This is a genomic window from Photobacterium sp. GB-1 (assembly GCF_003026165.1).
Lineage (GTDB): Bacteria > Pseudomonadota > Gammaproteobacteria > Enterobacterales > Vibrionaceae > Photobacterium.
On record NZ_PYOB01000024.1, the window covers coordinates 1 to 13,140 of the forward strand.

At 39.8% G+C, this 13,140-nt stretch carries 11 protein-coding genes; 2 read left to right on the forward strand and 9 right to left on the reverse strand.

Annotation, left to right across the window (positions count from 1 at the left end):
- Positions 1-146 precede the first annotated feature (146 nt).
- The 5 genes from xni to queF all read right to left on the reverse strand — a co-directional run bounded on the left by xni (position 147) and on the right by queF (position 7,566).
- Positions 147-920: a flap endonuclease Xni gene (gene xni / locus C9J45_RS17735; RefSeq protein ID WP_107292827.1), complete on the reverse strand. Its 774-nt coding sequence runs from the start codon at positions 918-920 to the stop codon at positions 147-149.
- A gap of 74 nt (positions 921-994) precedes the next feature.
- Positions 995-2,368 carry a nucleotide 5'-monophosphate nucleosidase PpnN gene (gene ppnN / locus C9J45_RS17740; RefSeq protein ID WP_107247513.1) on the reverse strand — a complete coding sequence of 458 codons (1,374 nt, stop codon included), beginning with the start codon at positions 2,366-2,368 and terminating at the stop codon, positions 995-997.
- Between the two features lie 271 nt (positions 2,369-2,639).
- Positions 2,640-4,199 (reverse strand): GGDEF domain-containing protein, encoded by a 1,560-nt coding sequence (locus tag C9J45_RS17745; RefSeq protein WP_107292828.1) that lies wholly within the window; start codon positions 4,197-4,199, stop codon positions 2,640-2,642.
- Positions 4,200-4,322: 123 nt separating this feature from the next.
- Complete coding sequence (locus C9J45_RS17750) at positions 4,323-6,602, reverse strand: tetratricopeptide repeat protein (protein WP_107207733.1); 2,280 nt, start codon at positions 6,600-6,602, stop codon at positions 4,323-4,325.
- 115 nt (positions 6,603-6,717) lie between these two features.
- Positions 6,718-7,566: an NADPH-dependent 7-cyano-7-deazaguanine reductase QueF gene (gene queF / locus C9J45_RS17755; RefSeq protein ID WP_107247514.1), complete on the reverse strand. Its 849-nt coding sequence runs from the start codon at positions 7,564-7,566 to the stop codon at positions 6,718-6,720.
- Positions 7,567-7,655: 89 nt separating this feature from the next.
- On the opposite strand from queF, the gene syd reads away from it, so the two are divergent.
- Together syd and C9J45_RS17765 are read left to right on the forward strand one after the other, a co-directional pair.
- A complete protein-coding gene (gene syd, locus C9J45_RS17760; RefSeq protein ID WP_107207731.1) occupies positions 7,656-8,210 on the forward strand; it encodes a SecY-interacting protein in 555 nt (184 codons plus the stop codon).
- 3 nt (positions 8,211-8,213) lie between these two features.
- Positions 8,214-8,990, forward strand: coding sequence for a Zn-ribbon-containing protein (locus C9J45_RS17765; RefSeq protein ID WP_107207730.1), 777 nt, complete (start codon positions 8,214-8,216; stop codon positions 8,988-8,990).
- A 38-nt stretch (positions 8,991-9,028) separates the two neighbouring features.
- Here the strand turns inward: C9J45_RS17765 and C9J45_RS17770 are convergent, their stop codons facing one another.
- The 4 genes from C9J45_RS17770 to C9J45_RS17795 all read right to left on the reverse strand — a co-directional run bounded on the left by C9J45_RS17770 (position 9,029) and on the right by C9J45_RS17795 (position 13,103).
- A complete protein-coding gene (locus tag C9J45_RS17770) occupies positions 9,029-9,301 on the reverse strand; it encodes a hypothetical protein (protein WP_107207729.1) in 273 nt (90 codons plus the stop codon).
- Between the two features lie 31 nt (positions 9,302-9,332).
- Positions 9,333-9,563 (reverse strand): DUF2789 domain-containing protein, encoded by a 231-nt coding sequence (locus C9J45_RS17775; protein ID WP_005371635.1) that lies wholly within the window; start codon positions 9,561-9,563, stop codon positions 9,333-9,335.
- Between the two features lie 2,166 nt (positions 9,564-11,729).
- Positions 11,730-12,044: a DUF3301 domain-containing protein gene (locus tag C9J45_RS17790; protein WP_107207728.1), complete on the reverse strand. Its 315-nt coding sequence runs from the start codon at positions 12,042-12,044 to the stop codon at positions 11,730-11,732.
- Positions 12,045-12,062: 18 nt separating this feature from the next.
- A complete protein-coding gene (locus C9J45_RS17795; RefSeq protein WP_198038459.1) occupies positions 12,063-13,103 on the reverse strand; it encodes a DUF3549 family protein in 1,041 nt (346 codons plus the stop codon).
- Positions 13,104-13,140: the final 37 nt, after the last annotated feature.

A 13,140-nucleotide genomic window follows, 5' to 3' on the forward strand; every position in this document is an offset into this window, starting at 1 on the left:
ATCATATAATAAGATTAAACCTAGCAAAAGTATCAATGATAAAATTATCTCTCTTAGAGAAAAGCTGGGTAAAGAATAATAATTCTTTAATCATAAGCTATCACATATTATTAATATGATAGCTTATGATATTTAGTATGTTTTATTTATTGTGGCATGATATAACGAATATCTTGTAGGTTAAAACCTAACTCTAAATCAGTTTTTAAACTTGATACCGCTTTACTTGCAAGTGCCACATCGTGGTGACCATCAATTTTCTTTTTCCATTTAGCAGGCAGATCATTTGCTGCCAAAATAGTTTCTAGCGTTGGGTATAGGTTGAGTAACTCTACAGCGGCTTTAGGACCGATACCTGCAACACCAGGGATCTTACTCGAACTTATCCCAGCAAGTCCCCAATAATCCGTTAGCTTATCTGGCGCTACGCCATATTCCTTTTCAATAAAAGCACTATCGAGCCAGCGTTCTTGGAAGTAATCACGAATGCGCAGTGTCGGTTGTAATAACTGGCAGTAACCTTTATCCGTTGAAATGATGGTGACTTGCTCACCACGAGAGGCGACTTTTAGCGCAAGGGTGGCGACGAGATCATCGGCTTCATCACCATCAGAGAGCAGTGAATCAATCCCTATCTCCATAAAAGCATCTTGAATAATATCCATCCCCGTCATGAGCTCATCAGGCATGGGTTTTCTTCCTTCTTTGTAGTGAGGAAGAAGCTCAGCTCGCCAGCCACGCTCATCACCATGATGATCGAATACTGCCACAATATGGGTCGGTTGGCTGATCTTGATGATTTTTTTCAGTGCTCGACAACAAGTCTCAGCTGTCGCTTTTACATCAGGTTCACCGGGACGAGCCGCATGAACACGACGAATGAGATTAAGAGCATCAATAACAACAAGGTGGATAGCCATAAACAAATTCTTTGTAAATAAAAAGGAGCACTAAAGCTCCTTATTGTACGCAATTATAATCATCGATGTTGTGATTATTTTGTTGCTTTATTGGCTGTTATAATTTCATAACAGGGTTCATATTTGCTGCCGGGTAACTTCATTCGTTGCTGTTTAACGAAATCTTGTAACAGCTTATCCATCCGATCCATTAAATATTTATCACCATCAATTTTGAAGCGGCCATGGCGTTCAATTTCATGAATACCTTCTTCTTTGACGTTACCTGCGACAATGCCAGAGAAAGCACGGCGAAGGTTGGCTGCCAGTTTATCAACGGGTTGATCCATATGCAGATCCAAATTTGCCATTGCTTCATGAGTGGGGGCAAAAGGCATCTGAAATTCTGCAGGGATCTTGAGTGACCAATTAAAGCAGTAAGCATCTCCGATTTCTCGACGATGTTCTTTAACCTTGGTCATGGCGGTTTTCATAACTTTTGCGACTTGTTCAGGATCGTCAATGATGATCTGATAATGCTTGGTTGCTTCTTCGCCTAAAGTATTCTGAATAAAATCATCAAGCGTACGGAAGTAATCTTCACTTTCTTTCGGCCCTGTTAATACTACCGGCATCGGTTGTTCGGCATTTTCAGGCTGCATCAGCACCCCTAGAATATAGAGCAATTCTTCCGCAGTACCAGCGCCGCCCGGGAAAATAATAATACCGTGTCCAACGCGAACAAAAGCTTCTAGGCGCTTCTCAATATCAGGCAGAATGACTAATTCATTAACGATTGGGTTTGGTGGCTCTGCGGCAATAATTGAGGGTTCCGTTAACCCTATAAAACGACTGCTGCCATAGCGTTGCTTCGCATGACCGATAGCAGCGCCTTTCATTGGCCCTTCCATTGCGCCAGGCCCACAACCGGTACAGACATTGAGCTCACGAAGACCAAGTTCATTACCCACTTCACGGGTGTATTGGTATTCAGTAGGGTTGATAGAGTGACCGCCCCAACAAACAACAATATTGGGATCTTCACCAGCATGAAGGGTACGAGCATTACGCAATAAGCTAAAGACAAAATCAGTGATGTGTGGCGCACTACTAAGATCTATATCGTTACGACGAGCAACATGCATATCGACATAAATAATATCGCGCAATACTGAGAACATATGCTCTTGAATACCCGTAATGATCTTACCATCTACAAACGCATGCTCAGGTGGGTTGACCAACTCTAACTTGATACCACGTTCGCGACGTTTTAGGTTGATATCAAAATCTTTGTTTTTTTCTAATAGCTCTTTTGAGTTATCGGTATGGCTACCGGAATTCAGTACTGCCAGTGAACAGTTACGATATAGGCGGTATAAGTCACTGGAAGCGGTTGCTTTTAAGCTATCAACTTCTATTTGGGAAAGCAGGGACATAGCCCCAACAGGACTGATATGTGTGATCATAGTAACCTCCCTGGAAACAATGAAAGCTCAGTTTGGTTCTTGCTATATGCGAAAATCAAGCAGAGTATGTTGATGATTTTGAGGTTATTCCCCCATCAGATATCTACGATAGAAGGTGTTTGGAGGAAGCACTAAAATAGTGTTTGTTTTTATTACCATACACAGTGAATATGCATTTGACTAGATGTTAATAAAAAAAATCAGACGTCTGTTTTCACTATCATATTACGTTTTAAGAAAGGTATTTAAGCAAAAGTGTTTGCTTAGCGTTTTAAGAGATCCAAATTAAGCGATTAGTGCCAGCACTTTTTGCGCTTGCTAATGCTTTTACGGTTCGCTCGATAACAACATGATGGTCATCATTACCTTCAAATAAGGTCGCGCCGATAGAGACCGAAATAGACAGGTTTTGGTCTTTAAATCGGAAGGGGAGTTGGCTGATAGCCTCTCGAATATTAGCAAGCTTTTTATTGCGAGTTTGTTCATCACAATCTGGCATGATAAGCATAAATTCATCGCTGCTAAAACGTGCTAAATAATCCGTGTCAGATAAACATTGTTGAATTTTTTTAGCGATAATTTTTAATGCTTTATCACCAGCAAGGTGACCAAATTTATTGTTGATCTCACCGAAACTATCAACATCAATAAGCGCAACAGGTAGTGCATATTCATAACGTTTCCAGTTGTGATATTCATGCTCAATACGATCCATAAATGCATTACGGTTATAGGCTAGAGTTAATGAGTCTCGTAGCATGCTTTGTTCTTGATCATGCAGACGTTGACGATAATTATGGGTTTGTTGGATCAACTGTTGAATTTGTTTTTCGTTATGTTGCTGTTGCTCAATCAGTGCTCGCTCTCGTTCTTGAAGTGCGATATTTCTTTCAACAATGCTGTCTATCTCGTTTGCAGCAGCATGAAGCGTTGGACGCTTATCTTCAAGGTTGGCGTTATCAGATAAGCTTATTTTTAGTTGTTGGGTAATCTGTGATAATTCGTTATCCAACTCGCTTCTGTGTTGATGTAATATGTGCGATTTGTCTGCTGTTTGATGGGTATCTTTGTGCAGTTCGGCTAAGTCACTATTAATATTATTAAGAAAGCTTTGTGAAGCTTGGCGTTCATACAACGTGGCATCTAATATCAAACGCAATACTTGGAACTGAATTTTTGTCAGTTGTTGAGTATCAAGCTCGTTGTTAAGTTGAGATTTGATCTCAATCAGCTGATTACCATGCTCACCGTTAAAATCTATTTCAGTAATAAGATGTTGTAACTCGGCAACTAGCTCTAGATGATGCGTCGACTTTTCTACAACGTCTGCTGGATGGGTAACTTTGGTCGCAGAACCTAGTTTTATCGTTCGCTCATAAAGTTCTAACAAACGTAAAATACGGCGATGGTTGTCGAGTAAAACACCTGAGTCATGGTTCAGTACGGCGCGTAGATCACGTCGTAACTGAACAGGTAAATCACGGTGGCGAGAAAGCGTTTCTCCCGCTTGATGAATTTTTTGATTTAAACGTAGATTCTGTTTATGAACAATATCAGCTTGTTGATTAACTAAACGTTCAATAACAGCTAAGCGAGGGATAAGTTTACTGATATCTGTCGGTTGTTCTAACTCGTGACGAATACTTTCTAAACGCTCATCGAGTTCAGAATTTATTCCTTTACAAGCGATAACTAATCGTGTGATGAGGCGTTTTAAGATCACGATTTCACGGCGTGACTTTAAAGAGGCATCACGATAAGAAAGTTGAGCTTGATCTAAGCGCTGCTTCAAGTTACTCACTTCAGAAACAACCGAATTAATATCTGTCACAGGATTACGTATTCATCATTAGCATTAATATCTATCTTCTTCATTGAGCGTTTATTACCTCAATCCCTTAAATTTACACGTATCTCAACTATTTTCGACATTAAAAAAAAAAGCTTGAGTAACTTAACTTACATTTATGTCAGTACTGTGATCATTATTCCAGATAATATCGGATTTGGATGAGCTTCGTACTTTCACTAGCCCTTTATCAATGCCTTCAATGCAAGATCGACGAATGTCACCACAGACAAAGCTGGCTGCCGGTGCGGCATCGATAGCGCATAAATGTACCCAATGGCTACCCGGTTCGCTGTCATTCATTTTCACTCCCGCATTGACTGCCATCAATAAGATATCAATAAGCTCTTGATCATTAATCGCCGTATAAGCGCGGGGCAAGAATGGGTACTCTGCCATACCGATTTGAATATCATTATTGAGATTGTTTTTAAGCGCATAGTTATCAACAAGTTGCTGTAATGAATCCGCTAATTGTTTAGGATCGCAACTTAACCGTGCGTTCGGCTCTATATATAAGAACATGGCATCGGAGAAGTGATAGATCCTCGCCGGTTCTAACACTTGTTCTTGTAAATACAAACCAAAGGCCTTTTCGGCATCTAAGCCTTGCTTATAGCCTTGCTCTAAGTAAATTCGCTTTAAACAAGAGACTTCAAATAACGCAAAGCGTAATCGGTCACTTAGCGGTTCATTGATGATTTCACCTAAGTGCCACTGCTCAAAGTTAGCACTACTTTGCTGAAGTGAATTTGCTAAACGTGCATTGAGCATCCGTAAATTACGTAGACCACTACGGGGATGGGTATAATAATCCGTTCGCAGTTGCGCTAGTTGTTGTTTAAGTTGTTTATTCAGATGTTGGCGGCGAAGTAATAGCAGAAGCATAAAGGCTAAAACCCCAATTAAAACCATGGTAATTTTTTGCTGTTTATATAAGGCTTTTTCACTTTCAAATTGTTCACGCTCCATCTCTTCAAGCTTAAGCGAGCGTTCCATCATTTTTTGTTGTTGTTTAAATACTTCAACATTACTTCTTGCAATACTTTCTTGTTGGCCAGCATATAACTGTTCATAGCGGCGCTGACTTAATAACGCGTTGTAGTAATCATTTTGTTTTTCAAAGGCCTCAGAAAGAATGGATTCACCCAGGAGTTGTAATTTGACCGCGCCAATACGACTGGCTGAAATTAAACCTGCTTGAAGAGAGGTTACCGCATCATCGAGTTTGTTTTCAGCAAGCTCTAATTGACCTTGTAATATTTGGCTTTCAGCTACAATGTTTTCATTACCGGTTTGTAGCGCTAAGTTACGTGCCTGTACGATATAAGCTTCTGCTTTGGTGTAGTTGTATAAATGCAAATACACGCGAGCAATATTTAGACGTAACCGTGCAGAGCGAACATCGTGGTCAAGTTGGTTTTCTTGATCTAGCGCGTTGAAATAGTGAACCAGCGCTAAGTTATAACGCCCTTGTTGTTCATAAATAGAAGCAATTAATGTTAATGTCTTAGCTAGTTGCTGACTGCGCTTATAGCGCTCGAAAAACTCCCCCGCTTGGGTGGCATGATCGAGTGCTTTATCAAATACTTTTCGTTCATCAAATAATTCAGCTAAATAATAGTTAGCTTGGGCTATTTGTCCTTGATCATCCGTTTCTACCGCTAGCCAATAACCACTAAGTAGACGATCGAGTGCCATATCATAGTGGTGATGCTTTAAATAATGTTGCCCCAGTTTCAATTGGTAATTAATGAGCTCGTCTTGATCATCTAACGCCACTAAATAACCTTTGGCTTTGATATACAGTTTTTCTGCTTTTTCATCAGCACCAATACTTGATTCAATGTTGGCACGTAACATTAATGAACGATATTTAAGGACTTGAAGTTGCTTCGTTAGCTTGAGTGAGGGAGCTTTACGACTTTCAGTATCAATATTATCGAGCATTTTTAATGCAGTAGTGCTATTGCGAAGGTTTTCCCAATAGAATGTAGCTAGCAATAACTGGCTTTCATATAAAGGATAAATAAGGTGATGTTCAGTTGCGATTTTTTCAGCTTTTTTGATAACACCAATAGCTTGTTCTGAACGTTGTAAAATCGAGAGCGCTTTAGCTTGAATTTGGAGTGCATTCACCGTATTTAATGGTGTTCGGATAGTATGATCACTTTCTTCATTGATATGCACTCTAGCTGGGTCTTGAGGTTTACTTAAGCGACGTTGGCTAAGGTATTTTTGGGTGATAGAAAGTGCTCGCTCAGGCTGACTAAGTAGCAAGCTGTTAGCTTCAGAAAGCATCGGGACGGTGTAGGTTTTTGCTTGCAGGCTGAAAGAAATTGAGAACACAAAGAGAGCAGTGCAAAGCAAACGGCGAAAAAACATATCATCCCAATACAACAAAAAAAGAATAGGGTTGATTTTACTGGCTTAAGGCATCAAGTCCAGCAAAGACAGGTTTTTTGCTGGACTTAATGTTGATTTCGCTAACAGAGTCTAATTACTGGCGAGCGAGACGGAAGTTGTCGCTAGGTGATTTACCCATATTGGTACGATAAGGGTTAATATCTAAGCCACCACGGCGTGTATAACGTGCATATACCGTCAATAACTCGGGTTTACAGTATTTCATAATATCACTGAAAATACGCTCAACACATTGCTCATGGAATTCATTGTGATTACGGAACGAAACGACATAACGTAGCAATTTTTCACGATTAATACGTTTGCCTTTATAAGCAATACGAACACTGCCCCAATCAGGCTGGTTGGTGATCAGACAGTTTGATTTTAATAAATGGCTATGTAGGATTTCTTCTACTTCTTCCTCCTCGACACCATTTTCAAGTAGTGCAGGGTTGAAGTCATAATCCTCAATTTCGATATCTTGATCATCAATACAAGTACCAAAGAAGTTCACGATAGGTTGTTCGCTAAAATCTTCTAACGGTTGAATCGTGACATCAACATCAGCACCTGCACAACGTGACAGATCAATCTGCAGTGTGTCTGCGATACCTTGCCAACTTTCAAATCGTGTTTGATTAAAGCTATTAAGGTAAAGCTTGAAAGATTTAGATTCAATCAAGTTTGGACTTGAAGCTGGTAGACGTACTTCACCAATGGCAACTTGTGGTAGACCTTTGCTATTTAACCATGACAATTCGTACAACGTCCAAATATCATAGCCAGTGAAAGGGAGTGCATCATCACTAATATTGAGATCAGTACGGTTTAGGCTTCTCGGCACTGCTTGTAGTAGCGATGGGTCGTACTGATCTTTATACTCTGTGGTTTTACCAAGGGTTAAACCAGCTAATTCTTTAGCGTCTTTATATTTACTCATACTGTCTATGACACTCTTGGATTAGAATTGATAGTCTGTAAAAACGGTTTTCAAGTCTAAAGTTTACTGAATCTTTAATGAGGTTGCGAATGAATCATCCAGTTACCTGTGCTTTATCTGATTTTTCTTCTCGTTATTTGCAAGCATGGTGTGATGCAGATCGCGGTTTTCCAGAAAGTCAGGATCTTGTTGGCTTAGATTCACCTTGCGTTGTTCATGACTCTGGCGATGCTGTGACATGGAAACCTGAACTAAGAACCCCAATGGGGCGTTTAGACGGGGTTGAAAAAGGCATTGAACTGACATTGCATGACGATATTCATGCGTTTTACTGCTCACAGTTTAGTGGTGATATGCAGGCAAAATTTGGTGATATTGAGTTGGATTTACTACAAGCTTTTAATGAAGATGATATAGATCGTTTACAACAAAATATTTTAGGCCACTTAGTAACACAACGCCGTTTAAAACTAAAGCCAACCGTCTTTATTGCCGCATTAGAAGCTGAGTTTGAAGTGATCTCTATCTGTAATTTAACGGGGAATGTCTTACGAGAAACGCTAGGTAAAGATATTCGTGAAGTGTTAGCGGTTAATGTTGAAGAGTTCTTAACTCAGTTAACCCCCGTAATAATAGAGGAATAAATAGTGTACGTTGTAGAGTTACAGTTTGAGTGTTTTGATAATACAACGCTATCACGTGTGGATCGTGCCATTAATGGATTAATGGATGATTTACGTTATAACGGTCAAGTGCTAGGACGTGAGTTTCCGATTACGATTGATGATGGGATTTTTCGTGTACGTGCCGTATGCCCTGAAAAAGACAGTCTGCATCCCAAGTACAATAGTGAACAAGTGACACGTTGCATTGAAAAGTTGAGTGATGCTTGTTTACTGACACCAAAAATAAAAGTGTTAGGTGTTGATTTAAACTCAGAAGCGGCAGCTGAGCAGAGTAAGCCATCATGGCAAGTGCTTTATACAACTTATGTACATACATGTTCGCCGTTACGTAGTGGTGATTCATTATTGCCGATCCCACTCTATCAGACAGGCGCCCATCTTGATGGTGATTATAAAGCACTGGTTAAATGGCAAACAGAATGGCAAGCCTTTGATGAAATTCAGATGGCAAATAAGAGCCAACCTGCAATAAAAGTGGCACTAGATGAAATTGGTGAGGTTGATAGTGAACTATTTTCTCGTGGTGAGAAATTACGTGAACAGATCGAATCAACAACCCAGATCCCTACTTATTACTACCTCTATCGTGTGGGTGGAGAAAGTCTCGAGAGTGAAATAAACCGAACATGTCCTAAATGTGATAATGATTGGCGTGTAGAGGATCCTTTACATGGTTTATTTCATTTCAAGTGCGATAAATGTCGATTAGTTTCAAACTTATCGTGGAACTATCAATAATATAAAAGGCTCCTGATTTGATCAAAGGAGCCTTGTTATTATTGCTGAGCTTCTAATTTAGCTAAGCGAGTTGAAAGTGTGATGATTTGTTGTTCGAGTTGAGTGATACGTTCATCAGCGGTGAGCGCTTTGGTTTGCTTTTCAATCGTTGGCACTTTGGCATTTTTTTTCCATGCTTGAAGCGCTTTGATAATAACCGGGATCGGTAGAGGGCTCGCTAATCGTGACTTTATTAATGCAACAGAAGGCTCTTTTCCCTCTGAGATTAAAGAATTAATTGCGTTTTCTAATTCTTGGGTAATTGTCGACATTGTTTTAAGTATCCTACATATAACAACGCATTTACTTTCTCAGTAAAGCATCAAGTTGATCAATCACTTCGCACCAGTCAGCATCTTGTTCTTGGCATTCCTTTATAAATCGACGTTGTATAACTGAGAAAAAAGGTGCTTCAGCAATATTCTGATGTTGGGCTAGCTGATGTTGGATGATAAATGATTGTATAAACTCATCTGAATTATTAAGTCCTAATTGGCTGAATAAATGAGATAAATTGTGCTGAAATTGTTCCATCATCGCTTCCTCATAATCATGACCGAGATATTAAGCAAAGTATAGTGTATTCAAACTGTCTTTTTTACTATTCCTGTTGTGAGAGATCGCTTACAACAGCGTGAGAAAACAAACCTACAAACATAACACTTATCGTTACTTAACTTACTATCTTATTGATTTTAAATGTCTTATTTATTGATGTTTATTTTATCAAAAAATATTTTATAAATAATTGCTAGCGCTTTATTGTTTAAAAAAGCAAATCGCGTAATCTTATTGGTGTCGGAAGGAACTGACGGAACGGAACAGGAATATACTACAGGATGTAGTGGTCTCAGGATGAGAGGTTGATAGGCTAGGATGGTTTATCAAACAAGGACTGTGAAGGGAACACTCTAGGATAGAGTTCGGTAAGCAGGATGTTTACCAGTCAGGATGACAAAAGGAACACTTCAGGACGAAGTAAAGGACACCTCCAGGAAGGAGAAGAGAGTCATAACAGGATGTGGTGACGGGTTAGGATAACCAAAGGAACAACTTCAGGACGAAGCGCAAGGATAATGCTGAAGGAATCGGCAGTCAAAGGAATGAGGCAGGGAGCACTATAGTAGCGGGAATGCTGCAAGTAAGACCTAAGGGCGTGGCGAAAGTCACGCCCTCTCTTTTTGTTTAAAGGAAAATATCTTTGTTCCTTTTCCTCCTATTTATACTGAAAGTTGTTTTTATAGCGTAACGTATATGTCGATTTATGCGTAAAAAGATTAAATATAAAAGAATATTTCAGTTTTTATGTCGTTAATCTCTTGTTTCGTTGTGCGAGATCTCTTACAAAGGCGTAGGATATCTGTCGTTTAAGCAGTGTTTGATGTCTTCCTTATGCTGTTAAGTGTATGATTATTATTACCTTATTTTTTTGTGACTGTTTGGTTTATTTTTAATAGAAAATAAATGTATTTCGGTGTCTGTGTTTATTAAGGTGATTGGCGTAATATTAATGGTGTCGGAAGGAACTGACGGAACGGAACAGGAATATACTACAGGATGTAGTGGTCTCAGGATGAGAGGTTGATAAGCTAGGATGGTTTATCAAACAAGGACTGTGAAGGGAACACTCTAGGATAGAGTTCGGTAAGCAGGATGTTTACCAGTCAGGATGACAAAAGGAACACTTCAGGACGAAGTAAAGGACACCTCCAGGAAGGAGAAGAGAGTCATAACAGGATGTGGTGACGGGTTAGGATAACCAAAGGAACAACTTCAGGACGAAGCGCAAGGACAATGCTGAAGGAATCGGCAGTCAAAGGAATGAGGCAGGGAGCACTATAGTAGCGGGAATGCTGCAAGTAAGACCTAAGGGCGCGACGAAAGTCGCGCCCGCTCTTTTTTATGCCTTTCTAACTTTTCATATCTCTTTTTTATACTTCTTTTAATGCGTTAATCTCACATTCAACGCCTCTCTTCTCTCTATTTTGTCTTTATTTTTATGCTTCATCGCTTTTTATCTATTCACTTTGTAAGAGATCTCTTACATCACTGTGGGATTAATTCTTTTTTTTAATCGTAAAAATAGTAATTGGAAATAGATTATTATTTAAGATCAATTAGTTAGATTGGCGGTTGGCGATTTAATAAAGAGTCTTTATTTTTCATAATCTATATATGTGTTGTTCATGATTACTAATCTAGTAATATCTACCTTGTCGAAAGGGAACGGCATTAGGAAACGGAACAGCTAAGGATTAGCTACCTCAGGATGAGGATAGATAGCGGAGCTATCTAACAAGGATTGTGCAGGGAAAACTACAGGATGTAGTGAGGTAAATAGGATATTTACTGGTCTGGATGACATGGAACACTTCAGGATGAAGTTTAGGGACAGCGCTCTAGGATGGAGTGAGTGGAACACTCTAGGATTGAGTAGGGATTAATCTTCATTGATGAAGTCAGGAACAGCTTTAGGATGAAGTAAAGGACACCTCCAGGACGGAAGAGAGAGTCAATATTGGAATATTGATGGGTCAAGGAACTACCGAAGAGCAACTCTAGGATAGAGTTTGGAGCTACACTGGGGATTTAAGTATATCAAGGATTGATGGCAAGGAGCACCATAGTAGCGGGAATGCTGCATGTAAAGCCATAGGGCGCAACGAAAGTTGCGCCCGTTCTTTTTATCACTATAAAAAATTAATACTCTTCACCCTCAGGAAGACGATGAGGGGGAATATAAAAATGGCTTGCTCTAAGTCGCTTCATTTCTAAATAACCTTGATAGGCATCATGCCCGTCGGCAGAGAACTCAAAGACAAAGATAGTACGCCATCCCCATTCTCCACGATGATCTTTGATTTTATGTGTTCCTCTCGCAAAGCTCAGTAATTGCAGTCCCATATTTTTACAGCGTTGCTCTATAAAATATTGCGCTAGCTCTGTTTGTCGTCTTTGCTGCCAAAATAAAAAACCGATGATAGCGATAAGCAGTATTCCGAATAAATTGTCCAAATTTTTATTCCTATTCTCTTATTGCCCACGAGCATGTTGCTGTAATTTCTCAATCGCGGCGACTAAAGCAGGTTCAGCTTGACCATGTAATACTTGAAGCATGGTGCCGCGTAATACAGGAAGCATAACTAAATCTGCAAATAATTGATTGAACAGTGCTTGATCGTTTGTCTCAGCAAGGCGTAATAAAAATCTTGCAGCGTTGTCTGTTGTTAATAGCCCCGACCAGCATCGACCAGCAATAGCGATTAACACTTCGCGGTGACACAATTCAGGTTGGGCTAAAATACTTTCAAGAGCAGGGTTTAAGACTTTGCTATCACTGCCAGATATTGCACGGATCAACGCTGAAACTAAAAATAGATCCGGATCTTGGCTATTGATTTCAGCACTTAAATGTTCACTGATACGAGTACTTAAAGGATCAGGTAATGTACAGTGCTCTAAGCAGCCAAGCAGGGCATAAAGTGGCGTCATAGGAAGGTTTGCAATTGCTTTACGAATAAAGGTCGCATTATTTTCTTGCTTCATTCGCGCACAAATATCGGCAATGCCTTGTAAACCAACACCTTGCCACTGTTGCCAATCTAATTTACCGGATAAATATTGCTGAGCATGTTCGTAATATTGGCTTGCTGGTAAATCCAATTGATGACGGATCTGGGCGTGAAAAATAGCCATCTTGTCATCGGTGGGTTTAAACGTGTAAGGATTAGCCGCTAGCTTTTCTTGTTCTTCTTCAGTCGGCTCGCTATTAAGTGTTGCGCCCATCGCTTCAATCACATACTTAATAAAATCACCAACAGCTGCTTGTTTTAATAAGCCACGCTCATCGAGTGGTAATCGAAGAAACCAGATCCACGGTGTATGTTGAGGTTGCCAAAAAGAAATAGCTAAATGCGCATGTTGCTGTAATGGCCATGGATAAGGCTGGCGATTTTCTTCGACAGCTTTAAATTGTGAAACATCAATTTCATTCACACGGCGGCCGAGATCAAAAATGTTGTATTGGCAGCCTGCATTATCAAGTAATTGGGTCAGGGTATGAAATTTATCCATGGTCATATCTGTGCTCCTAAGTCAGAAAGTCAGTATA

Coding starts and splice junctions, on each gene's coding strand:
- xni (WP_107292827.1), bottom strand. CDS start 920: ATGGCTATCCACCTTGTTGTTATTGATGCTCTTAATCTCATTCGTCGT.
- C9J45_RS17770 (WP_107207729.1), bottom strand. CDS start 9,301: ATGTCGACAATTACCCAAGAATTAGAAAACGCAATTAATTCTTTAATC.
- C9J45_RS17750 (WP_107207733.1), bottom strand. CDS start 6,602: ATGTTTTTTCGCCGTTTGCTTTGCACTGCTCTCTTTGTGTTCTCAATT.
- C9J45_RS17775 (WP_005371635.1), bottom strand. CDS start 9,563: ATGGAACAATTTCAGCACAATTTATCTCATTTATTCAGCCAATTAGGA.
- C9J45_RS17795 (WP_198038459.1), bottom strand. CDS start 13,103: ATGGATAAATTTCATACCCTGACCCAATTACTTGATAATGCAGGCTGC.
- queF (WP_107247514.1), bottom strand. CDS start 7,566: ATGAGTAAATATAAAGACGCTAAAGAATTAGCTGGTTTAACCCTTGGT.
- ppnN (WP_107247513.1), bottom strand. CDS start 2,368: ATGATCACACATATCAGTCCTGTTGGGGCTATGTCCCTGCTTTCCCAA.
- syd (WP_107207731.1), top strand. CDS start 7,656: ATGAATCATCCAGTTACCTGTGCTTTATCTGATTTTTCTTCTCGTTAT.